The sequence below is a fragment of the Ruegeria sp. BB6 genome (assembly GCF_056539385.1).
On sequence record NZ_JBQFUW010000005.1, the window covers coordinates 98811 to 123429 of the forward strand.

Genomic DNA, 24619 nt, shown 5'->3' on the forward strand with positions numbered 1-24619 from the left:
ACGTTGGCCATGAGGCATTTCTGCCGCTGGTTGCTGCTGCCGGTGAAACTGTTCTGTGCCATGGCGGGGTGTTTTCTCGTGTCGCAGTGACCTTGCGGTTGCGGGCGGTTAGTCTTAGAAAAAGGACCCTCATCAATTCTTCTGATGACATCAGGCGGTTACATGCGCCGGATAATATTTGAACCCGATAGACGATAAGGAACAGACCTTGGCTTACGAACACAACGATGCCCCCAAAGACTGGCTGGAAGCCGAGTTGGAAGACACGTTGGACGAAGATTTCGAGATTGAGTTCAGCGAACCCATGTTGTCGATGGAGATCCGAAAGATTTACAAGGATCAGCACCCAGAGATGCTTGATCGCAAGGTTTACTTCCGCAACCTGCTGCGCCTGCAAGCTGAACTGATCAAGGTTCAGGATTGGGTTCAGCATACCGGGGCCAAGGTTTGCATCCTGTTTGAAGGTCGCGACAGCGCCGGTAAAGGGGGCGTGATCAAACGGATCACACAGCGCCTGAACCCGCGCGTTGCCCGCGTTGTCGCCTTGCCTGCGCCCAGCCGTAGGGAACAAAGCCAATGGTATTTCCAGCGTTACGTTCCCCATCTGCCCGCCGCCGGTGAGATCGTGTTGTTCGACCGGTCATGGTACAACCGCGCGGGCGTCGAGCGGGTCATGGGATTTGCCAGCGAGGATCAGGTTGGGCAGTTCTTTCAGGACGTTCCCGAATTTGAACGGATGCTGGTGCGCTCGGGGATTATCTTGCTGAAATACTGGTTCTCGATCACCGACGAGGAGCAGCAGTTGCGATTCCTCATGCGTATCCACGATCCGATGAAGCAGTGGAAGCTGTCTCCGATGGACCTGGAATCCCGCATCCGGTGGGAAGCCTACACCAAGGCCAAAGAGGATATGTTGTTCCGCACCAATATTCCCGAGGCGCCTTGGTATATTGTCGAAGGCAACGACAAAAAGCGCGAGCGTTTGAACTGCATCGAACACCTGCTGACCAAGATACCCTATACGGATGTGCCGCAGGAAAAGGTCAATCTGCCCGATCGCGAATACAACCCTGAATATGAGCGCCGCGTTCTGCCTGACGAGCTGCACGTTCCGAAAATCTACTGATCCCAACGCCCCTGATGTTCGGGGGCGTTTTTCGTTGGCCCTGAAACGACAAACCCCCGGGCGTGGCCTCGGGGGTCGTCAAATAGTGTCATCCAAAGCTGGACGAGCGTCAGGTGCTTACAGCAAACCTTCGCGTTGGGCTTTCTTGCGCGCCAGTTTACGGGCACGGCGGATCGCTTCAGCTTTCTCGCGCGCTTTCTTCTCGGACGGTTTCTCGAAATGTTGCTTGAGCTTCATTTCACGGAACACGCCTTCGCGCTGCAGCTTTTTCTTCAGGGCACGAAGCGCCTGATCGACGTTATTGTCGCGAACACTAACCTGCATGTGGTTGTCACCACCTTTCTAGATAGAGTTGCAAGGAAATTGCAGGAAGTGGCCGTATAGCAAAGCGCCCCTAACTTGTCTAGTACTGGTGCAAGAACCCGGAGAACCGCCATGTCCACGACTTACGAAGACGCCAAAGAACAGCTTTTGGATGCGATGTTGGGCCATGTGCCCTTTGACGGCTGGTCTGAAACCAGCTTCCGCATGGCGATAGCCGATTGCGATATGGACGACGCACTGGCCCGCGCCATCTGTCCGCGTGGTGCGGTCGATCTGGCGCTGGCCTTTCACGCGCGGGGGGACGCCGCGATGGTGGAACGCCTGAAAACCGAGGATTTGAACGATCTGAAGTTCCGGGATCGTATTGCAGCCGCTGTTCGGTTCCGTCTTCAGGCGGTTGATGACAAGGAGCTGGTGCGTCGCGGGATGACGCTGTTTTCGCTGCCGATGCACGCGGCGGATGGGGCGAAAGCGTTGTGGCAGACCTGCGATCTGATCTGGGACACGCTGGGTGATACGTCCGACGACGTGAACTGGTACACCAAGCGGGCAACGCTGTCTGGGGTCTATTCCTCGACCGTGCTGTTCTGGCTGGGTGATGATTCGCCGGACCATCAGAAAACATGGGAATTTCTGGACCGCCGTATCGACAACGTCATGCAGTTTGAAAAGATCAAGGCACAGGTGAACGGGAACCCTCTGTTCAAGCCGTTTCTTGCAGTTCCGAACTGGCTGGCGGGGCAGGTGAAAGCTCCGGTGAAGATGAGGTCGGATCTGCCGGGAATGCTGAACCCGCGCAAGTAAGCGTCTGGGCCTTTGAGGAATTGGCTGCTAGGCATTGGGCAAAGGAGATTTGCCCATGACCCAGATGATGCGCGCCGTTGAAATCACCAAGCCCGGCGGTCCGGATGTTCTGCAACTGACCCAACGCCCTATGCCCGCGCCCAAAGCCGGAGAGGTGATTTTGAAGGTGGCCTATGCCGGGGTGAACCGGCCTGATGCGTTGCAACGGGCGGGCGCTTATGATCCACCCCCGGGTGCAAGTGACCTGCCGGGGCTTGAGGCATCCGGCGAAGTCGTTGCCCTGGGCGCTGGGGTCGATGGCCTATCGGTCGGCGATCAGGTCTGCGCATTGCTGCCCGGTGGAGGTTATGCCGAATACGTTGCCACTCCTGCTGCGCACTGCTTGCCCGTTCCGGCAGGCATGGGCTTGAAAGAGGCCGCTTGCCTGCCCGAAACCTTTTTTACGGTCTGGTCAAACGTATTTACGCGCGGCGGTCTGAAAGCGGGTGAGCGGTTCCTCGTCCATGGTGGTTCCAGCGGTATCGGAACCACGGCGATTCAGCTGGCGAACGCGTTTGGTGCCCGCGTTTTCGCCACTGCCGGGTCCGAGGAAAAGTGCGCGGCATGTGTCAGGCTGGGTGCTGAAAAAGCGATTAACTACCGCGACGAGGATTTTGTTGCTGCACTGCGGGCCGAGGGGGGTGCCGATCTGATCCTCGACATGGTGGGCGGCGACTATATCCCTCGAAATGTGAAGGCATTGGCCGAGGATGGGCGGCTGGTTCAGATCGCTTTTCTGCAGGGGCCGATGGTGCAGTTGAACTTTGCTTTGATGATGGTCAAACGCCTGACACTAACCGGCAGCACGTTGCGCCCGCAGAGTGATCTTGCCAAGGCGAACATAGCTCAGGACCTGCGCGAAGCGGTCTGGCCTCTGCTTGAGGCGGGGAAGGTTGCCCCCGTTATGGACAGCGAGTTTGATCTGGCCGATGCAGCGGCGGCCCATGCGCGAATGGAAAGCTCGGGCCACATCGGTAAGATTGTTCTGAACGTCGCGGGTTAACGCGGTGGTGCATGCACGGTCCCGCGCGGTTCGCTCAGGCTACCGCGCGGCGATACAGGTGCCAAGTGGCATGACCCAGCACAGGTATGACGACGATCAGGCCCAGCAACATTGGAATTGCGCCAAGAACCAACATCGCAGCGACGATGAAGCCCCATGTCAGAATAACGCCGGGGTTATGTCGAAGAACCCGGACCGAGGTGACGACCGCAACCGGGACGCCGACTTTCCGGTCCAATAGCAACGGAAAGCTGACAACACTGATCGCCAGGGCAATCAGCGCAAACAGGAACCCGACGGCATTGCCGAACAGGATCATCGTCCAGCCTGCTTTGGTGGTGAACACTTGTGTCACGAACGCGCCCAGTGATGTGGGCAGATCAGGACCAAGGGTTTGAACATAGATGCTCTGCGCGACCATGAGCCAAACCAGCAGCAGCGCCACAAGATAAAACCCCAATGCCAGTATCGCCCCGAAGGACGGCGATCTGAACACGCCGAACGCGTCCAGCCAATGAACATCGCTCCACTGTTCGCGCTTGCGGCTAATCTCGTACAGTCCCACTGCGGCCACTGGACCAATCAATGCGAAACCCGCGATCAGCGGCGCAAGCAGGGGCACCATGTTTCGATTTAGGCCGAATCCAAACATCAGCAACCCGGCAATGGGATAGATCAGCACGATAAAAATCGCGTCTGCGCGGGTTTCCAGAAAGTCCTGATACCCAGCGCGCAGGCAGGCCCGGAGGTCTTGCAGGGTCAGAGTTTGCACCGTCGGCAAATGCCGCGTATCCGCGCTGCCGATACGTGTCACACTCTCAGCTATGTGGTCCCCGGTCGCACCGATGTTTCGGGCGGCCCAACTTATCGGATTTCCTATTGTCTTAGCCATCGTCATCCCCTCGCTTTTGCGTATCTGCGCAGCAGAGTGGATCCGGCGTCGGTTGCCCTTGGCCGGACCAGCCGGCAACGCTTAGGCACCAGTATAACACAATTTTTCCCGTTTTGGCGTGTGCTCGCGTTATTGTGCCGATTGTTCTGTGTCGCAGGCGTGTTAGCTTGGCGGTAGGTAACAGGAGGTCAGAATGCATCAAACGGCACGAACCGTCGTCATTCATGAACACGGCGGCCCCGAGGTTCTAAAGATAGAAGACCGCCCCCTTGGTGATCCCGGACCCGGAGAGGTTCGTATTCGCCATCACGCTTGCGGGCTGAATTTTATTGACGTCTACCAGCGAACGGGCCTGTACCCGATGGACCTGCCACACGCCCTCGGGATGGAGGCCGCAGGCGTGATCGAAGCGGTTGGCGAGGGTGTGACGCATCTGAAACTTGGGCAGCGTGCCGCCTATGCCGCTGCCCCGGCAGGAGCCTATTGTGAGGCCCGCGTGATGCCAGCAGCGCAGGTTTGCCCCTTGCCTGATGGAATTTCATTCGACGCAGCGGCGGCGATGATGCTGAAGGGTATGACGGTCGAATACCTGTTTCATCGCACAACGCCTCTGAAGCGTGGCGATACAGTGTTGTTTCACGCGGCCGCGGGCGGTGTGGGGCTGATCGCCTGTCAATGGGCCAAGTCCGAGGGCATCAAGCTGATCGGCACCGCCGGAACGGATGAGAAGTGCAGCCTCGCCCAATTCAACGGCGCCAGTCATTGCATCAATTACCGCACTGAAAACTTTGCCGAGCGGGTTGCCGAAATCACGGGCGGCAAAGGCGTTGACGCTGTCATGGACTCGATCGGCGCGGACACGTTCAATGGCTCTTTGGATTGCCTCAAGCCGCTGGGGATGATGATATCGTTTGGCAATGCGTCGGGGCCAGTGCCGCTGATGGATATTGGGATTTTGGCCAAGAAAGGCTCGCTCAAGATCACGCGGCCGACGCTGTTCACCCATATTGCCGATCACGCCGTTTGTCAGGCCATGGCACGGCGATTGTTCGGCAAGGTCGAGGGCAACGAGGTCAAGATCCACATAGATCAGCGTTTCCCGTTAGAGCAAGTGGCGGATGCCCACCGCGCGCTAGAAGCCCGCCAGACCACTGGCAGCACGGTGCTGGAATTGTAAGCGGCAATCGGTTGCCAAAAGAAAACCGGCGGCATTCCTGCCACCGGTCTTTTTTGTCAGGGTCGGATTACTGCGCTTGCAGCTCGGCCGGAGTTTTGCTTGCGATATCTTTCCAGTTCGCGTCTGCGCGCTCGTTAAAGCCCGGAATGTCGCCTTCCCAGCGTTCCTGAATGTCAGCCGACAGGTTCAGGTACAGCTTGTTGTCAACGATTTTCCAGTAGTTCGGGTCACCGTCAAACTTGAAGCCCATTGCGGTGCCGAAGGCACAGTAGCCGCCATATGCGGGCAGATACGCTTCGGGGTTTTCTTCAAAGGCAACCTTGTTTTCTTCCGATGCGAAACGGTACAGCGCCTCGTTGTGCAGCGCGGTGATGCGGTAGTCGCCCTTGGTGGCTTCGCCAACAGTGAAGTAGGCAACCGGGTCATACCCTTGCAGCGCCAGACCGGTCGAGCTGGCGTTCAGTTCGACACCGGCAGCCAAAGCCGAGCTTGCGATTGCGATGGACAGGGCAGCGCCGCCGATGAGAGATTTGATCTTGTTCATTGTCTTCACCTTTCGTGAACTAAGCCACCGGAAGGCACCGTAATTGTGCCTGGGCAACTCATGGGATTTTGTTCAGTGCGGTCGGGACTTGGCCGTCACGACCCCGAAGTGGGCAGCCGCCGCATCACGTTCAAAACAATCAATCGTGATTGTGCTCGGGTGAAGATAAGCTGTTCAGTTTTGCGCAGGTTCCGGTTCAAAAGCGGTTACGAAATCGACCACTTTTTGCACGGGCATTTCGCACGGGCGCAGCAATGATTTTCTGTTTGAAGTCAGGTATAGGTTCAGGCTGACATAATCCCGACCGCCCAATTCCTGCGCGACCAGCTTGTGAGACTTTCCGCCCGCAAGTTCTGATCGGCTGACGATATAGCGGCGACCGCCGCTCCATCCGGTCGACGTTCCGATTGGAATGGCGAAAAAGGCGGATAGAAACGCGTCCGGGGCGGTCAAGATTGTCCGATTTTGGGTTCTGTTCCGGCGCGGATACGCGCGACGTTTGCGCTGTGCCGCCAGTAGACCAGCAGGGTCAGGACCATCCCAAGAACAAATGTGGTAGTATCCGTCAGGACCATGACCCAAACGGTTGAAAGCGCCGCCGCCACAAGCGCGCCCAGCGACGAAATCCGCCAGATGGCGGCCGCTACCAACCATGTCAGGCAGCACGCCACACCGACGCGCCAGTCCAGCGCCAACCAAATCCCAAGAAAGGTGGCGACACCCTTGCCGCCCTTGAACCCCAGCCAAACCGGGAAGCAGTGCCCCAGAAAGGCCGCCAGCGCCGCGACTTGTGCTGCGTCCTCTCCGGCCATTGCTCTTGCGATCAGGACTGCAGCCGCGCCCTTGGCAGCGTCGAAGATCAGCGTCAGGGCTGCTGCTGATTTGTTACCGGTGCGCAGCACGTTGGTCGCGCCAATATTCCCGGACCCGATATTGCGCAGGTTGCCCAGGCCCATGACCTTGGCGATGATCATCCCGAACGGGATGGACCCCATCAGGTACCCAAGCACGGCCCACAGCAGCAACTGGGTCATCGAACTGTCAATTGGCGGCATCAGGGTCTCCGGTATACTTCTTGTCCCGCGACATAGGTTGCGGTGACCTTACCCTGCATCCGCTGGCCGTCAAACGGTGTGTTCTGTGACTTTGATCGCAGGCTGAACCGGTCCAGTACAAAGGGCACATCCGGGTCGAACAGTACCAGATCGGCAGGTGCGCCTTCGGCCAGACGGCCAGAGTCCAGCCCCAGCCGTTTGGCGGGGTTCAGCGCCATGGCCCGGAACAGAGTCGGCAGGTCCAGTTGTTCGGCATGATACAGGCGCAGCGCAGCAGGCAGCAGGGTTTCCAGCGCCACCGCGCCAGATGCGGCCTCTTCAAACGGCAGGCGTTTGCTTTCTTCGTCTTGCGGGGTGTGCATGGAACTGATGATGTCAATCAGCCCGGTCCGCACCGCTTCGATCACGGCCTGCCGGTCGTCTTCGGAGCGCAGCGGCGGTTTCACCTTGAAGAAGGTGCGATAGTCGGCCACGTCCAGTTCGTTCAGCGTCAGGTGGTGGATCGAGGTGCCTGCGGTGATGTTCAGCCCGTTGCGCTTGGCCCGTTCCAACGCGGGCAAGGCGCGGGCGGTGGTGATCTGGTCGGCGTGATAGGCGGCCCCGGTCATCTCAAGCAGGGCGATGTCGCGGTCCAGCCCCATCCGCTCGGCCATGGGTGAAACGGCGGGCAAGCCGCGCAGGGCGGCGAACTTGCCGCTGGTGGCGGCAGCCCCGGCGCTGAGGCCCGGTTCCTGCGGATGGGCAATCACCAGCGCACCGCAGGATTTCGCATATGTCAGCGCGCGCGAGAACACTTTGGTATTGGCGATCACGTGGTCGCAATCGGTAAAGGCCACGGCACCTGCGTCCTGCAGAAAGCCGATCTCGGTCATCTCGCGCCCTTCGCGCCCTTTGGTCAGCGCCGCCATCGGCAGGACGTTGACCGGAGCATCCGCCTGTGCGCGGCGGGTGGCGAATTCCAGCGTTTCGGGTGTGTCAACGGCAGGCAGAGTGTCAGGCCGGGTGACGATTGTGGTCACGCCCCCCGCAGCGGCGGCCAGACCTGCGGATTTATAGCTTTCCTTGTGCCGCTCGCCCGGCTCGCACACCTTAACGCCGATATCGACGATACCGGGGGCAAGGCAATGACCCCCGCAGTCGATCACCTGCGCGTCGGTGGACGGGGCCACACCTTCGCCGCGTGCGACGATCCGGCCATCGGTGACGTGCAGCCAGCCGAGCGAGTCCGTCCCGGCCTCGGGGTCGATCAGGCGGGCGTTGGTGAAGATCAGGTTGCTCATGCCATGGCCCTTTCGATTGCGGCTTTGGTGGCAGCGGGGTTGGCCTGATACTTGATCAGGTGCTTGTCGCCGCCCTTGGTGACGATCTGGACAAAGCTGCCCATGATATTGACCGCCTCGATCTGGTTCAGCGGTACGTTGCGTGGGCCGGGACCTGTCAGGGCGGTCTCGGACATCTCCCACGTGTTGGTCAGTTCTTCCGAGGCCAGATACCATGCACGGACGCCGACCGCGGCAAGGCCCGCAGGCGCTCCGGTCCAGATGTAAGGATTCCTGACCAGCCAGAGCACGACCATAGCACCCGCCATGGCAAAGGCGGCCAGCCATGTATTGGTGCGGATATAGGCGCTTTTGTCGGCGGTGAAGGTCACAGGATCAGCCAAAGAACACCCCCGATCAAAAACAGGATCACAAGCGCCAAGACAGCAGACCCGACACGGCGCGGCGTGTCATTGGCTGCGGCTGACTGCGGGGCCGAGAACGGCTTGGCGCTTTCGGATGCAAGGGCACCACCGGTCCAATTTGTTGCTTCTTCCGTGAACAGCCCGATGAGGTGCAGCCTTGGGTCGGGTCGCAGTTCGGCGGCGTTTCCACCGAACGCTGCGCTGCGAACGGCCATGACCCAGCCATCGACCGCCTCAAGAGCCGCGCGGTTCAACTGATCTTGCGATACCCCGCACCCTTCGTTGAGATACCCATAAAGCCCGAGATCTTCGAGGTCGGCGACCGGGAAAATGTCGATCTGTTCGGGGTCCAGCCCATTGACGCCCAGAACCTGATCGGCCGCGCCCGGCTCGCGCAGGAACTTCGCCTCCTCCGGGCGCATGTCCAGCGTGAACAGGCGGATCACGCCGTGTTCATGGGGGGCAACGGTCAGATCGTTCATGCGGCCTCGCGCTGGTTGCGGGCCAGCAGCTCCATCGCGGCCATGCGGACGGCGACGCCCATCTCGACCTGTTCCTGAATGACCGAGCGGTTGATGTCGTCGGCCAGCGTACCGTCGATCTCGACCCCACGGTTCATCGGACCGGGATGCATGACGATGGCGTCCGGCTTAGCCTGCGCCAGTTTCGCGGCGTCCAGCCCATAGCGGTGATAGTACTCGCGCTCCGAGGGGATAAAGCCGCCGTCCATCCGCTCTTTCTGAAGGCGCAGCATCATAACGACGTCGACGTCTTTCAGACCTTCGTTCATGTCGTTGTAGATTTCAGCCCCGAAGTCAGCGAATTGACCGGGCACCAGAGTCGGCGGGCCGATCAGTCGGATGCGGTTTTCCATCTTACCCAACAGGATCAGGTTCGACCGGGCCACGCGCGAATGGGCCACGTCCCCGCAGATTGCGATGTTCAGCCGGTGCAGGCGGCCCTTGGCGCGGCGGATGGTCAGCGCGTCCAGCAAAGCCTGCGTGGGGTGTTCGTGCCGCCCGTCGCCTGCGTTCAGCACGGCGCAATTCACCTTTTGCGCCAGCAGATCGACCGCGCCGGAATGCGGGTGCCGCACCACCAGCAGATCGGGGTGCATCGCGTTCAGCGTCATCGCCGTGTCGATCAGCGTTTCGCCCTTTTTGATCGAGCTGGCCTGCATCGCCATGTTCATCACATCCGCGCCCAGCCGCTTGCCCGCGATTTCAAAGCTGGCCTGCGTGCGGGTCGAGTTTTCAAAGAACATGTTGATCTGTGTCAGTCCCGACAGCACGTCGGAATGTTTGGCCGACTGGCGATTCAGGTCGACGTATTTTTCGGCCAGATCAAGAATGGCGGTAATATCGGATTGCGACAGATGCTCGATGCCAAGAAGGTGACGATGGGCGAAACGCATGGGCGGGCTCCTGTCTGACAATCGAGCCGCTTATAAGTAGCTGCGCGAGGCAAGGCAACCTAAGGATCGGACCCTTCGGGCAGTTTCTCGCACCCGCCGTCGGGCAGGCACTGTTCACCGGGTTTGCACCATTTGCCATAGCCGCAGTCCACGGCCTTGACCGGGACGCAGCCCTGATTTCTGGAACACTTGAACCCGGGACGGCACTGCGACCCGGTTTTCTCGCAGAAAAACCAGCCGGGGCGCGAGCATCCCCCGCCGGGCAGGCAGGCCGATCCTGAATCGCAGGTGCGCCCGTCGCTGCATTTTAGCGAGGGGAGGGGCTGAATGTCGGGTGTGATCGTCTCGCACTCACCCCGGGCGTTGCAAAAGCTGCCGCCGGGACAATCAAGGCGCGCCCGGCACTTGTTTATGCCTCTTGGCGCGCATCTGCCACCTGCAACGCAGCGCTCGAACGGGCCGCATGTACGACCGCCCCCGCAATAGGTGCCACCCAGAGGAATGCAGTGGCCGTCGAAGCTGCATCTTTGGCCGCCGGAACAGCAGCGGGCACCGCATTTGAACTGACCGCCGGGGCATTGATTGTTCCGTTCATAGATACCGCCCCGGTTCGGAAAAGTGTTCCTGTCGTACAGACCGCCCCGGTTTTGAAGCTGTGCGAAACCGGGGTCGCCGAGGGGGATCAGCAACAGCGCAATGGCAAGGAATCGTAATAGGACCAACATGAATGGGGCAATGCTGGGCGGGACGGGCCATCCGATCAAGTGCTATTCGCTTTCCCTCGGTCAAAAGGTGGTTAGATTGAGAGCTATGGAATCGGCTTTGGACTATCACACGGCGCGGGCTCTGCTGGAATGGCAGATTGAACTGGGCGCAACAGATGCGATCGGGGATGCTCCGGTGGATCGCTATGCGTTGCCGGACACTGCGCCCAAAGCCAAAAAGCCCAAAGCTGCGCAGGCCGCGCCCGAAAAACCGAAACAGGTGGACCCGGTTGCCGTTGCCAAGGCCGCGGCCGCCAGCGCAGGGTCGTTGGATCAGTTGCGCAGCACGATGGAGGCGTTCGAGCATTGTGATCTGAAACGCGGGGCGCGCCAATTGGTCTTTGCGGATGGCACACCGGGTGCGCGGGTGATGATCGTCGGAGAAGCGCCGGGCCGCGAAGAAGACCGTGCGGGCAAGCCTTTCGTGGGTCGAGCGGGCCAGTTGCTAGACCGGATGCTGGCCGCGATAGATCTGGACCGTGCGGAAAACGTCTATATCACCAATGTTCTGCCTTGGCGCCCGCCCCAGAACCGCGACCCGAACCCTCAGGAAATCGGGATGATGCAGCCGTTTCTGGAACGTCACGTGGCGCTGGCCAAGCCGGACGTTCTGGTGGTCATGGGCAATATCAGTTGTCAGGCGGTGCTGGGCAAGCGCGGGATCAATCGGCTGCGCGGCAAGTGGGATCAGGGGTTTGATCTGCCGGTGATTCCGATGTTGAAACCCGAAGACCTGCTGCGTCAGCCGCCGTTGAAACGGCACGCATGGGCGGATTTGCTGGAGTTGAAAGCCTGGCTGGAGGGCACGTGATGCGTATTCTCGCGTTCTCGGACCTGCATATGGCGCGCAACCGCGCGGCCGAGATTGCCTCGGCCAGCGCCGAGGCTGATCTGGTGATCGGAGCCGGTGATTATTGCAATATGCGACAGGGTCTGGATGAAGCGATGGCGATGCTGTCGGAAATCTCCGCCCCTCTTGTCCTGACCCCCGGAAACGCCGAAAGCGCCGGAGAGTTGACGGATGCCGCACCCGAGGGTGTCCATGTTCTGCACGGATCGGGGATGACTTTGGATGGTCTGCGTCTGTTCGGCCTTGGATACGGCGTTCCCGTCACGCCGTTCGGAGAATGGTCCTGCGACCTGTCGGAATCAGAAGCCGCCGAGTTGCTGGAGCGTTGCGACGCCGCTGATATCCTGATCACGCACTCGCCGCCCAAAGGGTATGGCGATACGACGTCAATGGGCGATGCGGTGGGGTCGGTGGCCGTGCGCGACGCGATCGAGCGATTGCAGCCGCAATACTCTCTGCACGGTCATATCCATGACAGTTGGGGCTTTCGCGGCACCATCGGGCGCACGCAGATTGCCAATCTCGGCCCCAAAGTGAACTGGTTCGAGGTGATCACATGATCGAAACGGTGACGTTGCTGGCGTTTATCCCGGCGGCCATGGCGCTGAATTTCACGCCGGGGGCCGACATGATGTTTTGTTTCGGACAGGGGCTGCGGTCAGGTGCGAAACCTGCACTGATCGCCAGTGCCGGGGTGTCTGCAGGGCTGATGGTTCACGTGTTGCTGGCAGGGCTTGGCCTGGGTGCTGCCGTGTCCACCCTGCCGTGGCTGTTCGATGTGATCCGCTGGATGGGCGTGGCCTATCTGATGTATCTGGCGTGGGGCGCGATACGGTACGGTGCCGTCTCAGACGACAAGCCCGCCAAACCAACGCGATACGCCTTTCGGGACGGGCTGGTCGTGAACTTGACCAATCCCAAGGTCATTCTGTTCGTGCTGGCCTTTATCCCGCAATTCGTGAACCCGGCCATCGGGCCGATCCTGCCGCAATTCCTGATCTTGGGCGTGATCATCGCGCTGGGCGGTTTCGTCGTGAACGGGATGGTTGGAATTTTTGCAGGCGGCGCGGGGCGAGTGCTGATCTCGAACCCGCGCGCCTCTCGTATCATGGGATGGGTGACGGGCGGGATTTTCACGGCCCTTGCCCTTCGACTTGCCATCATGGAAAGGGCCTGACGCCGGATGTCGCGTATTGACGAAACCTTGGAATTCATCCCTATCCGTATCGCCGTTTTGACCGTATCGGATACGCGCGCGCTGGACGAAGATCGCTCGGGCCAGACGCTTGTCGACAGGATCGAACGGGCTGGCCATACAGTCGCAGACCGCAAAATTATCAGGGATGAGCGTCCCGAGATCGCAGCGCAGTTGCGGAGTTGGATCGCGGACCCGGAAATCGACGTCGCGATCTCGACCGGCGGCACTGGACTGACCGGGCGCGATGTAACAGTCGAGGCGCATCGCGACGTTTATGAAAAAGAGATCGACGCGTTTGGCACTGTATTCACCATTCTGTCGATGGAGAAAATCGGCACTTCGGCGGTGCAGTCTCGGGCAACGGGCGGTGTGGCCGGAGGAACCTACCTGTTTGCGCTGCCCGGCAGCCCCGGCGCGTGCAAAGATGCGTGGGACGGAATTTTGGAGAAACAGTTCGACTACCGGCACCGGCCCTGCAATTTCGTGGAAATAATGCCCAGATTGGACGAACATCTGCGACGGAAGTAAACTGTTCGCACGTTCAAGCGTTTAAACGGACTTTGTAGCTTGGCAATTTTGACGGCCCGGCTACCTTTTGCAGATAGCAGCCTGATGCAACCGGGGAAAAGTGAATGCGATTTCTGAGGCAGAGCCTTGTCGGTGTGTTCCTGGCGTCTGTGACGCTGGCCCTGCTATTTGTGGCCGTGCAGATGATCTCGGGCGCTGTTCAGGATGTGCTGACGCGCGACGATGAGCCTCCGCAGGCGCGTGAGCGTGTGTTTGCCGTGTCCGTCCAGCCAGCCGAGCTATCGACCGTTACCCCTTATCTGGAAGCCTTCGGCGAAGTGCAAAGCCGCAGACGGCTGGAACTGCGTGCTGCTTTGGGTGGGCGTGTGATTTCGCTGTCCGAAGATTTCGAGGACGGCGGCGTGGTGACACAAGGTGAAGTGCTGGTCGAACTTGACCCCGCCGATGCGCAATCTGCACTGGATCGGGCAAAATCCGATCTTCTGGACGCCCAGTTCGAGGAACGCGATGCCGAGCGGTCTTTGCTGCTGGCGCAGGATGAACTGAACTCGGCCGAGGCGCAGGCGGGTCTGCGCGGTCGTGCCTTGCAGCGCCAGAAAGACCTGCAAAGCCGGGGCGTCGGAACCCCGGCGGCCGTGGAAGAGGCTGAACTGGCCGAGGCTTCCGCCCAGCAGTCGGTGCTGGCGCGACGGATAGCGCTGGCTCAGGCGGAATCGCGTGTGGATCAGGCGAGCACTCTGCTGGCGCGCGCGCGTATCGCGCTGGAGGCCGCTGAACGCGATCTGGATGACATGACTGTAAGGGCGCGGTTTGGCGGCACGCTGACGGATGTGACACTGGTCGAAGGGCGCTTGGTGTCCGCCAATGAAAAGCTGGCCGAACTGGTCGATCCGAATGCGCTGGAGGTAGCGTTCCGCGTTTCGACCGCGCAATATGTGCGCCTGCTGGATGCGCAGGGCGCATTGATCAACGCGCCGGTTACTGTATCGCTTGAGGTCACGGGCACCGACCTGATGGCGCAAGGGCGCATCAGCCGAGACAGCGGGTCGGCCGGTGAAGGGCAGACCGGGCGGTTGATCTACGCCCGACTGGACGATGCATCCGGGTTCAAGCCCGGAGATTTCGTGACGGTCACTGTCGAGGAACAGCCGTTAGAAAACGTGGTGCGTCTGCCCTCGTCGGTTCTGGATGCGGTCGGCACGGTCTTGGTGCTGGGCGAAGGGGATCGGCTTGAGGCGCTGCCTGTGCAGCTTATTCGCCGTCAGGGGGATGAGGTCCTGCTGCGCGGTGAGGGTCTGGAGGGCCGCGAGGTCGTGGTCGGCAGAACGCCTTTGCTGGGGGCAGGTGTCCGGGTGCGGCCCTTGCGGGTAGAGGCCAACGCCGGCGCCACGGCCGAAATGGTCGAGCTGACCGAGGAAAAGCGCGCCCAGCTCATGGCGCAGGTCGAGGCTAGCGACCGTATGCCAGAGGATGTAAAGGACCGAGTGCTGGGGCAGTTGCGCGAGGCCACAGTCCCGGCGTCGCTGGTGCGGCGGCTTGAAAACCGGGCAGGGGGATAGGCCCGATGATGCGCGAGATTCCCAGCGTGGCGGGCGGCATTCTCAGCTATTTCACGCGACACAGAACGGTGGCCAACCTTCTGTTGCTTGTCATGCTCGTTCTGGGGGCCGCAGCCATACCGAACATGCGGGCGCAGTTCTTTCCAGACGTGATCCTGGAACGGGTCGACGTCAATGTCGAATGGGAAGGTGCTGGCCCCGAGGACATTGACAATGGCATCGTACAGGTTCTGGAACCAGCGCTTCTGGCCGTCGAAGGCGTTGCCAGCACCGAGGCGACTTCACGCGAGGGGCGCGCGAGCATCCGGTTGGAGTTTGAGCCGAACTGGGACATGTCTCGCGCGGTCGAGGAGGTCAGGACCGCCGTCGATGGTGTCAGCAACCTGCCCGAAGACGCCGAAGAACCCACCATTCGCCGCGGCGCCTGGAGGGATCGCGTGACCGACGTGGTGGTCACCGGTCCGGTTGCACCGGACAATTTGGCCAAGTTTACCGATGAATTGATCAACCGTCTGTTTGCCGTGGGCGTCACCCGCACGACAATCCGGGGACTGGCGGCCCCTCGCGTGGTGGTCGAAGTGCCGACCGCCCAGCTTATCGCCAATGATATTACCTTGTCGGAAATTGCCGCCGCCATTTCTGCAGAGGTGACAGCCAACCCCGCTGGAGATGTGACCGGGGCCAATGCGCGTATTCGGACGGGAACAGAAAAGCGGACGCCAGAGGAAATCGAGGGCATTCCTCTGCGCAACTTTGCCGACGGTTCCAAGCTGTTGATCGGAGATGTGGCTCTGATCCGGGTCGAAGGCGTGAACCGCAACCGAAGCTATTTTGTCGGTGAGAACCCGGCCATGTCCGTGCGTGTCGATCGCTCGAACCTGGGCGATGCAATAGAAATCCAGCGCACGGTTGAGGATGTCGTGGCCGAGATGCAGGCCAGCCTGCCCGAAGGTGTGACGGTCGAGCTGATACGGACTCGCGCACAGGCGATCACCAATCGATTGGATATTCTGATTGATAACGGCCTCGTGGGTCTGGGGCTGGTTGTTTGTCTGCTGTTTCTGTTTCTGAATGCCCGCATCGCGTTCTGGGTCGCGGCGGGTATTCCGGTGGCCATGTCGGCGGCCATCGCCTTCATGTATATCGGCGGGCTGTCGATCAACATGGTATCCCTGTTCGGCCTGATTATCACGCTGGGCATCGTTGTGGATGACGCGATTGTCGTGGGTGAGCACGCGGACTTTCGCGCGCGTCGATTGGGCGAAGCCCCCGTGGTGGCCGCCGAACGCGCAGCGCGGCGCATGGCTATGCCGGTCTTTGCGGCGACCCTGACAACCGTGATTGCCTTCTTCGGGCTGACCGCGATAGGGGGCCGGTTCGGAGAGTTGATCCGCGACATCCCCTTCACCGTCATTGCGGTTCTGATCGCCTCGCTGATCGAGTGTTTTCTGATCCTGCCCAATCATATGGCGCATGCCATTGCCCATTCGGCCAAGGAACATTGGTACGATCTGCCCAACCGCGTTGTAAATCGCGGGTTTCGCTGGGTGCGGGACCATCTGTTCCGCCCGCTGATCGCCTGGGCGATCTGGGCGCGCTATGTGGTTGTCGCGGTGATGCTGGTCTTTCTGGCCAGCCAGATTGCGCTTTTCATCCGCGGCGATGTGAACTGGAGGTTCTTCAACGCGCCCGAGCGAGGTTCGGTCACGGGCAACTTCATTATGGTCGAAGGGGCCACGCGCGCGGATACACTGGCCATGATGCACCAGTTGCAACGTGCAACCGAAGAATTGGGTCAGATCTACGAGGAACGGCACGGGCGGAACCCGATCGACTATGTGCTGGCCGAAGTCGGTGGCTCGGCGGGGTTTGGACTGTCGGCGGCTGACGGCAAGGATTCCGACTTGCTCGGCGGTATTTCCATCGAACTGATCGATGCCGATCTTCGTCCGTATTCCAGTTTTGAGTTCGTAGGCGAGCTTCAGGAATTTGCTCCGCTCCACCCCAAGGTTGAAGTGCTCAGTTTCCGGGGCTGGCGATCCGGGCCGGGCGGCGACGCCATCGATGTGCAGTTTTATGGTGCGGACGTGAACACGCTCAAGGCCGCGTCCGAGGACTTGCAGGTCGAGTTGTCGAAATACTCCGAGGTTTCGGCACTGGAAGACAATCTGGCCTACGACAAAGAGGAATTCATTTTGGATCTCACGGCGCAGGGTCAGGCGCTGGGCTTTCGGATCGAAACGCTGGGTCGTGTGCTTAGGGATCGCCTGAACGGGATTGAGGCCGCCACCTTCCCCGACGGTCCGCGCAGCGCCGAGATCCGCGTGGAACTGCCCGAAGGCGAATTGACGGCGGATTTCCTTGAGCGGACCCTGATGCGCACCCCGGACGGGATATATGTGCCGCTGGCCGATATCGTTTCGGTTCAGCGCAAATCGGGCTTTTCGACTGTTCGGCGCGAAAACGGTCTGCGGGTGGTGTCCGTGAATGGTGACATTTCCGAAGACGACCCGGCCCGAGCCGCGGAAATCGCCCGAGCGCTAGGCGAGGAGATTTTGCCCAATATTGCCGCCGAACGACAGGTCGAATGGACAATGGCGGGCCTTAGCGAGCAGGAGGATGAGTTCCTGACCGAGGCGCGGACGGGTCTGATCTTGTGCCTGACCGGAATCTATCTGGTGCTGGCCTGGGTTTTTGCCAGTTGGACACGGCCGCTGGTTGTCATGGCAATCATACCCTTTGGTTTGGTGGGCACGATCTGGGGGCACTACGTTTGGGATGTGCCGCTTAGCATGTTTACCGTGGTGGGCCTGCTGGGGATGACCGGGATCATCATCAACGACTCGATCGTTCTGGTGACGACAATTGACGCCTATCAAAAGGAACGTGGGCTTGTTCCGTCGATCATCGAGGGTACGGCGGACCGTTTGCGTCCGGTCATGCTGACGACACTGACGACCGTTCTGGGACTGACCCCTCTGTTGTACGAGGGGTCCCAACAGGCGCAGTTTCTCAAGCCGACAGTGATCACATTGGTCTACGGGCTTGCCTTTGGGATGTTGCTGGTTCTGCTGCTGGTCCCTGCATTGCTGGCCATCCTAAACGATCTTTCCCGCCCCATGACGGCCATGCGGCGGGCGTTGCGGGCACCGGATCGCGTTGTTCAAGGGGCAATTTTCGCAACGGGGCTGGTCCTTTTGCTGTGGTTCGGGGTGACGATGGTCTGGCCTGCACTTCTGGGCGCACCGGTCGGGCCGCTGTCCGGGTTTTACGCTGGCGAGGACGGGTTGGCGGTATTGCGGATGGGGCTCGGACTTTTCCTTGCCGGAGCACTGCTGATACTCGTGCTGTCGGTTGCGCTGTCCAGCCTGTTATACATCCGCTTCAAAAGGCAAATGGCCTAAAGTTGAGCCAGCGCAGTTTCCAGAAGGTCACTGACCCGGTTGCTCATCGGCAGATCGCCGCTGCGGATTTGATCCAACGGAAACCAGCGCGCATCCAACGCGTCGTCCCCCGCATTGGGTTGACCCGAGCGGTATTCGCAGGCAACGCCGACCAGAAGGTAATGTGACAGCACTGCGCCTTGGCTGTCCCGGCGCAGCAGGTCCAGATTGTCCAGATAGCGCATGGGCGCGGCAATGACCGAGGTTTCCTCGAATAGCTCTCGTTGTGCGGCCTGCAGTACGGTTTCACCCCATTCCACATGACCACCGGGAAAACCCCAAAGCCCCGCATCAGGTTGCTTGCTGCGCTGGACCAGAAGCACATTTTGATTGTGGACAACAACGGCCAGCGCGCCGATTTTCGGAGTTTGCGTCATTCGGGTCAGCCTGCGCTGCACCCTTGAATGTCAACGGCATGACTCGCACCCAAGACGGTGATCCGTATTTCGGATCGATCCAGCGCGAAAGGACCGCCGGATTCGCTGATCACCTCGGAGGTGGCGACCAGCGTATCGCCCTGCCGTACTGTTTCGGGGGGCGAGGCCCACAGCGCCGGATTGCCGGGTTCGATAACGGCGACCTCACGCCCGCCGGCCGAGGGCATGGTGACGCGAGCCTCAATCTGCATACCATCAGGTGTGGGTGTCAGGTGGCAACTGGTGCGCGAAACACGCGCTTCTTTCGCCGAGAAAGGGCGCTGGGCGAGCGCGGCGGCAATCGCGGGATTGCGACCCGCGTCCGCGTTCAAGGTATGATCGAAATCCAGTTGCTCGGGGATGCAGACATCTTTGCAAACGCCCAAATCCATCGTTCCACTTAATCGCACGGGACGCGAAGGGTTCTTTGGGGTTATCTCAACCGGAAGGACCAGTTGATCCTCGTACCCGATGGATTGCAGGCCGTTCTGGTCGAACACATGGGGCGCGGGCCAAGTGATCGACACGCCCCCAACATTGTCCGAACCGTTCCAGTTGAACTGAGGCGGAATCCCCGCGTCTCCTGGTGCGCGCCAGTAGGTTTTCCACCCGTCTTTCAAGGTCACGCGCAGCGCCCCAAGGTAATTGCCTTTTGCCGTGCGGCCGCCGTCCAGAATGTCCAGTTGTGCCACGTCCCCCTTCACCTGTGCTGCGACAGGGCCGGGTAAACCAAGGCTCAAGGTCAATGCGAGCGCCGAAAATGTCACCTTTGCGATCATACCCACAACATGCGCCGTGTCGGGTCCGATTCCAAGTCACGTTCCGGTCACTTGAATGAAATCTGCGGAAATCTTCGTTGATCCCTTGCCAATACCAGCCCCCCGGGGCCATTGTTGAGGGGTATTCAGCAAGAGATGTCGTTTTATGGACCTGACCGGAAAACTGTTGATTGCGATGCCTGGCATGGGAGACCCGCGCTTCGATCATTCAGTGGTCTATATATGCAGTCATGGTGACGACGGGGCGATGGGATTGATCGTGAACAAGTCTTCGGACCTGCGGATCAAAACCTTGCTCGAACAGCTCAATATCGCCTGCCAGATTCCGATTGTCGGCGAGCGGCTGGTTCACTTTGGCGGCCCCGTCGAAATGTCCAGAGGGTTTGTGCTGCACAGTTCGGACTATGACGCCAACCTGCATTCAATGAAGATTTCGGACGATTTCAGCATGACGGCCACTTTGGACGTGCTTGAAGACCTGGCCTCGGGGACGGGGCCGCTGAACTCGACATTGGCGCTGGGCTATTCCGGCTGGGGTCCGGGGCAGCTTGAGGATGAGATCGCAAAAAACGGCTGGCTCACGGCCGAGGCGTCATCCAAGCTGGTTTTCGACATTCCAGACGACGAGAAATGGGAGGCCGCGCTTGCCACGTTGGGTGTGGACCCCCTGACCCTGTCAGCCAGCGCCGGACGCGCTTGATCAGCTATCGCGTGGCGCGGCGGCGCGGCGCAGACGATCGTTGATTGCGGCCCCTAGCCCATGATCCGGGATGGGTGACACCGCGATGGGTCGGCCAGTGTCATTCAGGCTGTGCAGGGCGGCAAAAAGATTGGCGGCAGCTTCGGTCAGGTCACCGTCCGGCGACAGGTTCAGATCGCAGTCAACCTGTCCGAACCCCAACAAAACCTCATCGCCTTGCGTTTCACCTGCGTTCAACCTTACCGGCGCGTCGGGTGCATAGTGTGACTGCAACTGTCCCGGTGCTGTCAGGGTATCGCCGGGCTTATGAAAGTGCAGCCGCGTTTTCAATACGGCTTCGATTTGCTCTAGCGCCACACCTCCGGGGCGCAGAAGGGCGGGGTCACCCGCCAGCCCGACGATCGTGGACTCCACCCCAACCCCGCAGGGGCCATCGTCCAGAATGGCAGCTATGCGACCGCCCAGCCCGGCCCGCACGTGGTCGGCCGTGGTCGGGCTGATCTGGCCCGAGGGATTGGCCGAGGGCGCAGCGACCGGTCCGTCAAATGCACTTAGCAATGCACGCGCCGACGGATGTGCCGGAACGCGCACAGCCAGAGTGTCTAGTCCGGCGGTGACCAGCGAAGATACGCCATGACCCGCGCGCAAGGGCAGAACCAGTGTCAGTGGACCAGGCCAGAACGACCGCGCCAACTTGTCGGCCTGATCGGACCACTCGACAAATCGTTGGGCGGCTTCGACCGAAGCGACATGCGCGATCAGCGGGTTGAAACTGGGGCGTCCTTTTGCTGCATAGATGCCAGCCACGGCTTCACCGTTGCGCGCATCTCCACCCAGCCCGTAAACTGTTTCGGTCGGAAAAGCGACCAAAAGACCCTGTCGCAGCAGGTCCGCAGCCTGCGCGATTCCGCGGGAGTCCGCGCTAAATTCCCGAGTGCCGTTAGGACTCATGGGCGGTGACGCCGCGTTTTGATTGCGTGTAACATGGGTAAGGCTACGTAATCGTTCAATCCCAGATGCATAAAGACTGAAGGTGGAAATTCCAACCCCGTCAGCGTAAACCGAATCAAACAACTCCGAGGGAAGACATGCCGTACCGCGCGCCAATCTCCGATTATGAATTTCTGTTCCGCAACGCCATCGGTTTCGACCAGATCGCTGCGACCGAGAAATTCTCGGAAGCCAGTGAAGATGTCGTTAGCGCCATCCTGACCGAAGCTGGCAAATTGTGTGAAGATATCATGGCGCCGCTTCAGAGACCTGGCGACCTGGAACCGGCCCGACTGGAAAACGGTGTGCTGCGCACGTCGCCCGGATACGGCGACGGTTGGAAAGCCATTGCGGAAGGCGGCTGGATCGGCATGAGCGCCGATCCCGAATATGGTGGCATGGGCCTGCCGATGACTCTGACCACTGCCGTCAACGAGATGATGAGCGCGGCCTGCCTGTCGCTGCAACTGGCTCCGCTGATGACACAGGGCCAGATCGAGGCGCTGGAACATCACGCCAGTGACGCGTTGAAAGACCTCTACCTGCCCAAGATGATCTCGGGCGAGTGGTCGGGCACCATGAACCTGACCGAGCCGCAGGCCGGTTCGGACGTTGGCGCGCTGACTTCAAAGGCGGAACCCAATGGCGATGGCACCTATTCGGTGTCGGGCCAGAAGATCTATATCTCTTGGGGCGACAACGATTTTGCTGAAAACATCTGCCATCTGGTTCTGGCACGCCTTCCTGATGGTGTGCCGGGCACGAAAGGGATTTCGCTGTTCCTGGTGCCCAAGTACCTGCCGGACGAGAATGGCAATCCCGGCGTGGCCAACGATCTGAAAGTGGTCTCGCTAGAGCACAAGATGGGTCTGCACGGGTCGCCGACCTGCGTGATGCAGTATGACGGCGCCAAGGGCTGGCTTATCGGCAAAGAGCATGGCGGCATGGCCGCGATGTTCACCATGATGAACAACGCACGTCTGGGCGTCGGGGGTCAGGGCGTTGGCGCGGCCGAAGGCGCTTATCAACATGCGCTGGAATATGCGCTGGAACGCAAGCAGGGTAAGACGCCCTCGGGCACCATCATTGATCACGCTGATGTACGTCGCATGTTGATGGGGATGCGCGCTGATACGTTTGCAGCCCGCGCAATTATGCTGGCGAATGCGGCCGCGATCGACATGGCCTCGGCCACTGACGATCCCGAATGGGTCGCCCGCGCTGCTTTGCTGACGCCAATCGGCAAGGCGTTTGGAACCGAAACCGGAATGCGCGTGTCGGAAACCGGTGTTCAGGTGCATGGCGGCATGGGCTTCATCGAAGAAACCGGCGCTGCGCAGTATTATCGCGATGTCCGCGTAACCGCGATTTACGAAGGCACCAACGGCATTCAGGCCATGGACCTTGTTGCGCGTAAGATGATGGACGGCGGTGAAGCGGCCGGACGTCTTCTGGACGAAATCGAGGATCACGCCGAAAAAGCACGCGCGACGATGCCTGAACTGGCCGGACCTGTTTGGGAAGCCACCGAAAGCCTGCGGGAAACAACCGAATGGCTTGTGTCGCAGACCGACATGAACACGCGTTTTGCCGGTGCCGTGCCCTATCTGCATGCTTTCGCGCGTGTTCTGGGTGGGCATTATCACCTCAAGGCGGCTCTGGCCGAACAGGAAGGTCCACGCTTTAAGCTGGCGCGCTATTATATCAATGCGCTGCTGCCTGAGTTTGCCGGTCTGCTGGCGCAGGCGCAGAACGGGGCGGACGATATTTATGCCCTCAGCGCAGACGAGCTGGCAGCCTGATGGACGGCGATACCCTTCTGGCGATCCGCTATCCATGGCCTGAGCCTCCGGCCCAGGGCGAAGCGATCGAGGTCGCCGAGGGTGTGCTGTGGATGCGGCTTCCGCTGCCGATGGCGCTGGATCACGTCAATGTCTACGCGTTGGATGACGGTGACGGATGGACGTTGATCGACACGGGGTTTTCATCGAAGAAAACCCGCGCGATCTGGGAAACGCTTTTGGCGGGTCCGTTGCGCGGTAAACCAGTGAACCGGGTTGTGGTGACGCATCACCACCCGGACCACATCGGCAATGCGGGTTGGTTCCAGTCTGAACACGGCGTGGAACTGATCACGACCCGCACCGCCTGGCTGTTTGCGCGAATGCTGACGCTGGATGTGCAGGAAACCTGGCCCCAGGAAACGCTGGATTACTATCGCAGCGCAGGCATGGCGCCTGAAATTCTGGCCAAGCGCATGACCGAGCGGCCCTTCAACTATTGCGATACGGTTTATCCGATGCCGCTGGGCTTTACCCGGATCAAGCAGGATGGCGTGATCCGCATGGGCGGGCGTGACTGGGTCGTGCATATGGGCAATGGCCACGCGCCCGAACATGCCACATTCTGGAGCTGCGACGACAATCTGGTGATTACCGGAGATCAGATCCTCAGTTCGATCAGCCCCAACCTTGGCGTCTTTGTCACCGAACCGATGGCCGACCCGGTCGCCGAATGGCTAGAGGCGTGCGAGCGTCTGCAAGGTCTGGCCCGGCCCGATCAACTGGCGCTGGGTGGGCACAAGCTGCCATTCACCGGGTTGCCGTTGCGGATGAAGCAACTGATCGACAATCACCACAGCGCGCTGGATCGACTGCAAGACTATCTGGATACGCCCAAAACCGCCGCTGACTGTTTTGTCCCGCTGTTCAAACGCAAGATTGGCGAGGGCGAGTACGGGCTGGCCTTGGTCGAGTCGGTTGCACATCTCAACCATCTTTACCACATTGGTGCTGTCACCCGGACGCGCCGTGCGGACGGGGCGTGGGAGTTTCAGCGCAAAGGGTAAAGGCATGGACAAGATCGAAACCTCAGCCGAGGCAGCGGAATCCGCGGCCCTTCCCCGGTGCTACGAGGTGCATGCCAATCCCAACGCGAAATCCGGTGCAAAAGACCTGCCCGATCCGCTGAAAGCACCGGTTGAAACCAAAAGCCCGGCGCAATGGGCCTATGAGCGTCTGATCCTGTACATCCAGAACTTTGAGCAGACATTGGATAGCGACCACGAGATCGCGATGGGCTTTACCGGCGGTGATGCGGGTGTCATGCGGATCGAGGGGATGGGGTATTTCGACCCCGATGTCATCACCTTCTACGGCTCGGACGCGACCGGGGCACGAACCCAGCTTGTGCAACATGTGAGCCAGTTAAACGTGATGCTGCGCGCCTTGCCGAAATCGGTCGAAGACAAACCCGCAAATCGCATCGGGTTCCGGCTGGCGGCAAATCTGGAAGAAAGCTGACGGCCTGACTTGCAATTCGCGACGGCGC

At 60.2% G+C, this 24619-nt stretch carries 27 protein-coding genes; 15 read left to right on the top strand and 12 right to left on the bottom strand.

Annotation, left to right across the window (positions count from 1 at the left end; all coding sequences use genetic code 11):
- Positions 1 to 208: 208 nt before the first annotated feature.
- Positions 209 to 1126, top strand: a complete 918-nt coding sequence (gene ppk2, locus ACR0B7_RS13110) for a polyphosphate kinase 2 (RefSeq protein ID WP_170387358.1) — start codon at positions 209 to 211, stop codon at positions 1124 to 1126.
- Positions 1127 to 1243: 117 nt separating this feature from the next.
- Here ppk2 and rpsU read toward each other — a convergent pair whose 3' ends face one another.
- Positions 1244 to 1450, bottom strand: coding sequence for a 30S ribosomal protein S21 (gene rpsU / locus ACR0B7_RS13115; RefSeq protein WP_005614280.1), 207 nt, complete (start codon positions 1448 to 1450; stop codon positions 1244 to 1246).
- Positions 1451 to 1561: 111 nt separating this feature from the next.
- Here rpsU and ACR0B7_RS13120 point away from each other — a divergent pair, with 111 nt between their 5' ends.
- Together ACR0B7_RS13120 and ACR0B7_RS13125 are read left to right on the top strand one after the other, a co-directional pair.
- Positions 1562 to 2254: a COQ9 family protein gene (locus ACR0B7_RS13120; RefSeq protein WP_170485174.1), complete on the top strand. Its 693-nt coding sequence runs from the start codon at positions 1562 to 1564 to the stop codon at positions 2252 to 2254.
- 55 nt (positions 2255 to 2309) lie between these two features.
- Positions 2310 to 3296 (top strand): NAD(P)H-quinone oxidoreductase, encoded by a 987-nt coding sequence (locus tag ACR0B7_RS13125; RefSeq protein ID WP_170485173.1) that lies wholly within the window; start codon positions 2310 to 2312, stop codon positions 3294 to 3296.
- A 34-nt stretch (positions 3297 to 3330) separates the two neighbouring features.
- Here the strand turns inward: ACR0B7_RS13125 and ACR0B7_RS13130 are convergent, their stop codons facing one another.
- The gene (locus tag ACR0B7_RS13130) at positions 3331 to 4188 is read right to left on the bottom strand and encodes a DUF2189 domain-containing protein (protein ID WP_170576806.1); all 858 of its coding nucleotides are present in this window, start codon (positions 4186 to 4188) and stop codon (positions 3331 to 3333) included.
- A 193-nt stretch (positions 4189 to 4381) separates the two neighbouring features.
- On the opposite strand from ACR0B7_RS13130, the gene ACR0B7_RS13135 reads away from it, so the two are divergent.
- A complete protein-coding gene (locus ACR0B7_RS13135; protein ID WP_170485171.1) occupies positions 4382 to 5365 on the top strand; it encodes a quinone oxidoreductase family protein in 984 nt (327 codons plus the stop codon).
- 67 nt (positions 5366 to 5432) lie between these two features.
- Here ACR0B7_RS13135 and ACR0B7_RS13140 read toward each other — a convergent pair whose 3' ends face one another.
- The 7 genes from ACR0B7_RS13140 to ACR0B7_RS13170 form a co-directional block, all read right to left on the bottom strand.
- A complete protein-coding gene (locus ACR0B7_RS13140; protein WP_170387368.1) occupies positions 5433 to 5909 on the bottom strand; it encodes a YHS domain-containing (seleno)protein in 477 nt (158 codons plus the stop codon).
- 174 nt (positions 5910 to 6083) lie between these two features.
- Complete coding sequence (locus tag ACR0B7_RS13145) at positions 6084 to 6362, bottom strand: hypothetical protein (RefSeq protein WP_170485170.1); 279 nt, start codon at positions 6360 to 6362, stop codon at positions 6084 to 6086.
- The gene (plsY, locus tag ACR0B7_RS13150; protein WP_170485169.1) at positions 6359 to 6964 is read right to left on the bottom strand and encodes a glycerol-3-phosphate 1-O-acyltransferase PlsY; all 606 of its coding nucleotides are present in this window, start codon (positions 6962 to 6964) and stop codon (positions 6359 to 6361) included. The genes ACR0B7_RS13145 and plsY overlap by 4 nt, the downstream gene beginning before the upstream one ends.
- A complete protein-coding gene (gene pyrC, locus ACR0B7_RS13155; RefSeq protein WP_170485167.1) occupies positions 6964 to 8244 on the bottom strand; it encodes a dihydroorotase in 1281 nt (426 codons plus the stop codon). The genes plsY and pyrC overlap by 1 nt, the downstream gene beginning before the upstream one ends.
- Positions 8241 to 8627 (bottom strand): hypothetical protein, encoded by a 387-nt coding sequence (locus ACR0B7_RS13160; protein ID WP_480681669.1) that lies wholly within the window; start codon positions 8625 to 8627, stop codon positions 8241 to 8243. The genes pyrC and ACR0B7_RS13160 overlap by 4 nt, the downstream gene beginning before the upstream one ends.
- Positions 8612 to 9130, bottom strand: a complete 519-nt coding sequence (locus ACR0B7_RS13165; protein WP_170485165.1) for a hypothetical protein — start codon at positions 9128 to 9130, stop codon at positions 8612 to 8614. Before ACR0B7_RS13165 ends, ACR0B7_RS13160 begins: the two co-directional genes overlap by 16 nt.
- Positions 9127 to 10062: an aspartate carbamoyltransferase catalytic subunit gene (locus ACR0B7_RS13170; protein WP_170485163.1), complete on the bottom strand. Its 936-nt coding sequence runs from the start codon at positions 10060 to 10062 to the stop codon at positions 9127 to 9129. The genes ACR0B7_RS13165 and ACR0B7_RS13170 overlap by 4 nt, the downstream gene beginning before the upstream one ends.
- A gap of 506 nt (positions 10063 to 10568) precedes the next feature.
- Between ACR0B7_RS13170 and ACR0B7_RS13175 the strand changes: the two genes are divergently transcribed.
- From ACR0B7_RS13175 to ACR0B7_RS13205, 7 genes are all read left to right on the top strand, one after another.
- Positions 10569 to 10775 carry a hypothetical protein gene (locus tag ACR0B7_RS13175; protein WP_170485161.1) on the top strand — a complete coding sequence of 69 codons (207 nt, stop codon included), beginning with the start codon at positions 10569 to 10571 and terminating at the stop codon, positions 10773 to 10775.
- Positions 10776 to 10872: 97 nt separating this feature from the next.
- Positions 10873 to 11637: a uracil-DNA glycosylase gene (locus ACR0B7_RS13180; protein ID WP_170485294.1), complete on the top strand. Its 765-nt coding sequence runs from the start codon at positions 10873 to 10875 to the stop codon at positions 11635 to 11637.
- A complete protein-coding gene (locus ACR0B7_RS13185) occupies positions 11637 to 12236 on the top strand; it encodes a metallophosphoesterase (protein ID WP_170485159.1) in 600 nt (199 codons plus the stop codon). The genes ACR0B7_RS13180 and ACR0B7_RS13185 overlap by 1 nt, the downstream gene beginning before the upstream one ends.
- Entirely contained in the window at positions 12233 to 12853 is a 621-nt protein-coding gene (locus tag ACR0B7_RS13190; RefSeq protein WP_170485157.1) for a LysE family translocator, read from the top strand. Before ACR0B7_RS13185 ends, ACR0B7_RS13190 begins: the two co-directional genes overlap by 4 nt.
- A 6-nt stretch (positions 12854 to 12859) precedes the next feature.
- Positions 12860 to 13402, top strand: coding sequence for a molybdenum cofactor biosynthesis protein B (gene moaB / locus ACR0B7_RS13195; protein WP_170485155.1), 543 nt, complete (start codon positions 12860 to 12862; stop codon positions 13400 to 13402).
- Between the two features lie 104 nt (positions 13403 to 13506).
- The gene (locus ACR0B7_RS13200) at positions 13507 to 14961 is read left to right on the top strand and encodes an RND family efflux transporter (RefSeq protein ID WP_170485153.1); all 1455 of its coding nucleotides are present in this window, start codon (positions 13507 to 13509) and stop codon (positions 14959 to 14961) included.
- A gap of 5 nt (positions 14962 to 14966) precedes the next feature.
- Positions 14967 to 18365: an efflux RND transporter permease subunit gene (locus tag ACR0B7_RS13205; protein WP_170576807.1), complete on the top strand. Its 3399-nt coding sequence runs from the start codon at positions 14967 to 14969 to the stop codon at positions 18363 to 18365.
- On the opposite strand, the gene ACR0B7_RS13210 is transcribed toward ACR0B7_RS13205, so the two are convergent.
- Positions 18362 to 18781 (bottom strand): NUDIX hydrolase, encoded by a 420-nt coding sequence (locus ACR0B7_RS13210; protein WP_170387394.1) that lies wholly within the window; start codon positions 18779 to 18781, stop codon positions 18362 to 18364. The genes ACR0B7_RS13205 and ACR0B7_RS13210 overlap by 4 nt on opposite strands.
- Before the next feature lie 5 nt (positions 18782 to 18786).
- Positions 18787 to 19599: a protein-disulfide reductase DsbD domain-containing protein gene (locus tag ACR0B7_RS13215; protein ID WP_170485292.1), complete on the bottom strand. Its 813-nt coding sequence runs from the start codon at positions 19597 to 19599 to the stop codon at positions 18787 to 18789.
- Positions 19600 to 19744: 145 nt separating this feature from the next.
- On the opposite strand from ACR0B7_RS13215, the gene ACR0B7_RS13220 reads away from it, so the two are divergent.
- On the top strand, positions 19745 to 20299 hold the full coding sequence (locus ACR0B7_RS13220) for a YqgE/AlgH family protein (protein ID WP_170387396.1): 555 nt from the start codon (positions 19745 to 19747) through the stop codon (positions 20297 to 20299).
- On the opposite strand, the gene ACR0B7_RS13225 is transcribed toward ACR0B7_RS13220, so the two are convergent.
- Positions 20300 to 21250 (bottom strand): L-threonylcarbamoyladenylate synthase, encoded by a 951-nt coding sequence (locus tag ACR0B7_RS13225; RefSeq protein ID WP_170485149.1) that lies wholly within the window; start codon positions 21248 to 21250, stop codon positions 20300 to 20302.
- Positions 21251 to 21387: 137 nt separating this feature from the next.
- Here ACR0B7_RS13225 and ACR0B7_RS13230 point away from each other — a divergent pair, with 137 nt between their 5' ends.
- From ACR0B7_RS13230 to ACR0B7_RS13240, 3 genes are read left to right on the top strand one after another with little or no spacing between them, the layout of a single operon-like run.
- Positions 21388 to 23091, top strand: coding sequence for an acyl-CoA dehydrogenase family protein (locus ACR0B7_RS13230; RefSeq protein ID WP_170576808.1), 1704 nt, complete (start codon positions 21388 to 21390; stop codon positions 23089 to 23091).
- On the top strand, positions 23091 to 24137 hold the full coding sequence (locus ACR0B7_RS13235) for an MBL fold metallo-hydrolase (RefSeq protein ID WP_170485145.1): 1047 nt from the start codon (positions 23091 to 23093) through the stop codon (positions 24135 to 24137). The genes ACR0B7_RS13230 and ACR0B7_RS13235 overlap by 1 nt, the downstream gene beginning before the upstream one ends.
- 4 nt (positions 24138 to 24141) lie before the next feature.
- Positions 24142 to 24591 carry a DUF6173 family protein gene (locus ACR0B7_RS13240; protein ID WP_170387405.1) on the top strand — a complete coding sequence of 150 codons (450 nt, stop codon included), beginning with the start codon at positions 24142 to 24144 and terminating at the stop codon, positions 24589 to 24591.
- Positions 24592 to 24619: the final 28 nt, after the last annotated feature.

Excerpts from the sequence above, each read along its gene's own strand:
- rpsU (WP_005614280.1), bottom strand. The coding sequence starts at position 1,450 with ATGCAGGTTAGTGTTCGCGACAATAACGTCGATCAGGCGCTTCGTGCC.
- ACR0B7_RS13120 (WP_170485174.1), top strand. The coding sequence starts at position 1,562 with ATGTCCACGACTTACGAAGACGCCAAAGAACAGCTTTTGGATGCGATG.
- ACR0B7_RS13125 (WP_170485173.1), top strand. The coding sequence starts at position 2,310 with ATGACCCAGATGATGCGCGCCGTTGAAATCACCAAGCCCGGCGGTCCG.
- ACR0B7_RS13130 (WP_170576806.1), bottom strand. The coding sequence starts at position 4,188 with ATGGCTAAGACAATAGGAAATCCGATAAGTTGGGCCGCCCGAAACATC.
- ACR0B7_RS13135 (WP_170485171.1), top strand. The coding sequence starts at position 4,382 with ATGCATCAAACGGCACGAACCGTCGTCATTCATGAACACGGCGGCCCC.
- ACR0B7_RS13140 (WP_170387368.1), bottom strand. The coding sequence starts at position 5,909 with ATGAACAAGATCAAATCTCTCATCGGCGGCGCTGCCCTGTCCATCGCA.
- plsY (WP_170485169.1), bottom strand. The coding sequence starts at position 6,964 with ATGCCGCCAATTGACAGTTCGATGACCCAGTTGCTGCTGTGGGCCGTG.
- pyrC (WP_170485167.1), bottom strand. The coding sequence starts at position 8,244 with ATGAGCAACCTGATCTTCACCAACGCCCGCCTGATCGACCCCGAGGCC.
- ACR0B7_RS13165 (WP_170485165.1), bottom strand. The coding sequence starts at position 9,130 with ATGAACGATCTGACCGTTGCCCCCCATGAACACGGCGTGATCCGCCTG.
- ACR0B7_RS13170 (WP_170485163.1), bottom strand. The coding sequence starts at position 10,062 with ATGCGTTTCGCCCATCGTCACCTTCTTGGCATCGAGCATCTGTCGCAA.
- ACR0B7_RS13180 (WP_170485294.1), top strand. The coding sequence starts at position 10,873 with ATGGAATCGGCTTTGGACTATCACACGGCGCGGGCTCTGCTGGAATGG.
- ACR0B7_RS13185 (WP_170485159.1), top strand. The coding sequence starts at position 11,637 with ATGCGTATTCTCGCGTTCTCGGACCTGCATATGGCGCGCAACCGCGCG.
- ACR0B7_RS13190 (WP_170485157.1), top strand. The coding sequence starts at position 12,233 with ATGATCGAAACGGTGACGTTGCTGGCGTTTATCCCGGCGGCCATGGCG.
- moaB (WP_170485155.1), top strand. The coding sequence starts at position 12,860 with ATGTCGCGTATTGACGAAACCTTGGAATTCATCCCTATCCGTATCGCC.
- ACR0B7_RS13200 (WP_170485153.1), top strand. The coding sequence starts at position 13,507 with ATGCGATTTCTGAGGCAGAGCCTTGTCGGTGTGTTCCTGGCGTCTGTG.
- ACR0B7_RS13205 (WP_170576807.1), top strand. The coding sequence starts at position 14,967 with ATGATGCGCGAGATTCCCAGCGTGGCGGGCGGCATTCTCAGCTATTTC.
- ACR0B7_RS13210 (WP_170387394.1), bottom strand. The coding sequence starts at position 18,781 with ATGACGCAAACTCCGAAAATCGGCGCGCTGGCCGTTGTTGTCCACAAT.
- ACR0B7_RS13215 (WP_170485292.1), bottom strand. The coding sequence starts at position 19,599 with ATGATCGCAAAGGTGACATTTTCGGCGCTCGCATTGACCTTGAGCCTT.
- ACR0B7_RS13220 (WP_170387396.1), top strand. The coding sequence starts at position 19,745 with ATGGACCTGACCGGAAAACTGTTGATTGCGATGCCTGGCATGGGAGAC.
- ACR0B7_RS13225 (WP_170485149.1), bottom strand. The coding sequence starts at position 21,250 with ATGAGTCCTAACGGCACTCGGGAATTTAGCGCGGACTCCCGCGGAATC.
- ACR0B7_RS13230 (WP_170576808.1), top strand. The coding sequence starts at position 21,388 with ATGCCGTACCGCGCGCCAATCTCCGATTATGAATTTCTGTTCCGCAAC.
- ACR0B7_RS13235 (WP_170485145.1), top strand. The coding sequence starts at position 23,091 with ATGGACGGCGATACCCTTCTGGCGATCCGCTATCCATGGCCTGAGCCT.
- ACR0B7_RS13240 (WP_170387405.1), top strand. The coding sequence starts at position 24,142 with ATGGACAAGATCGAAACCTCAGCCGAGGCAGCGGAATCCGCGGCCCTT.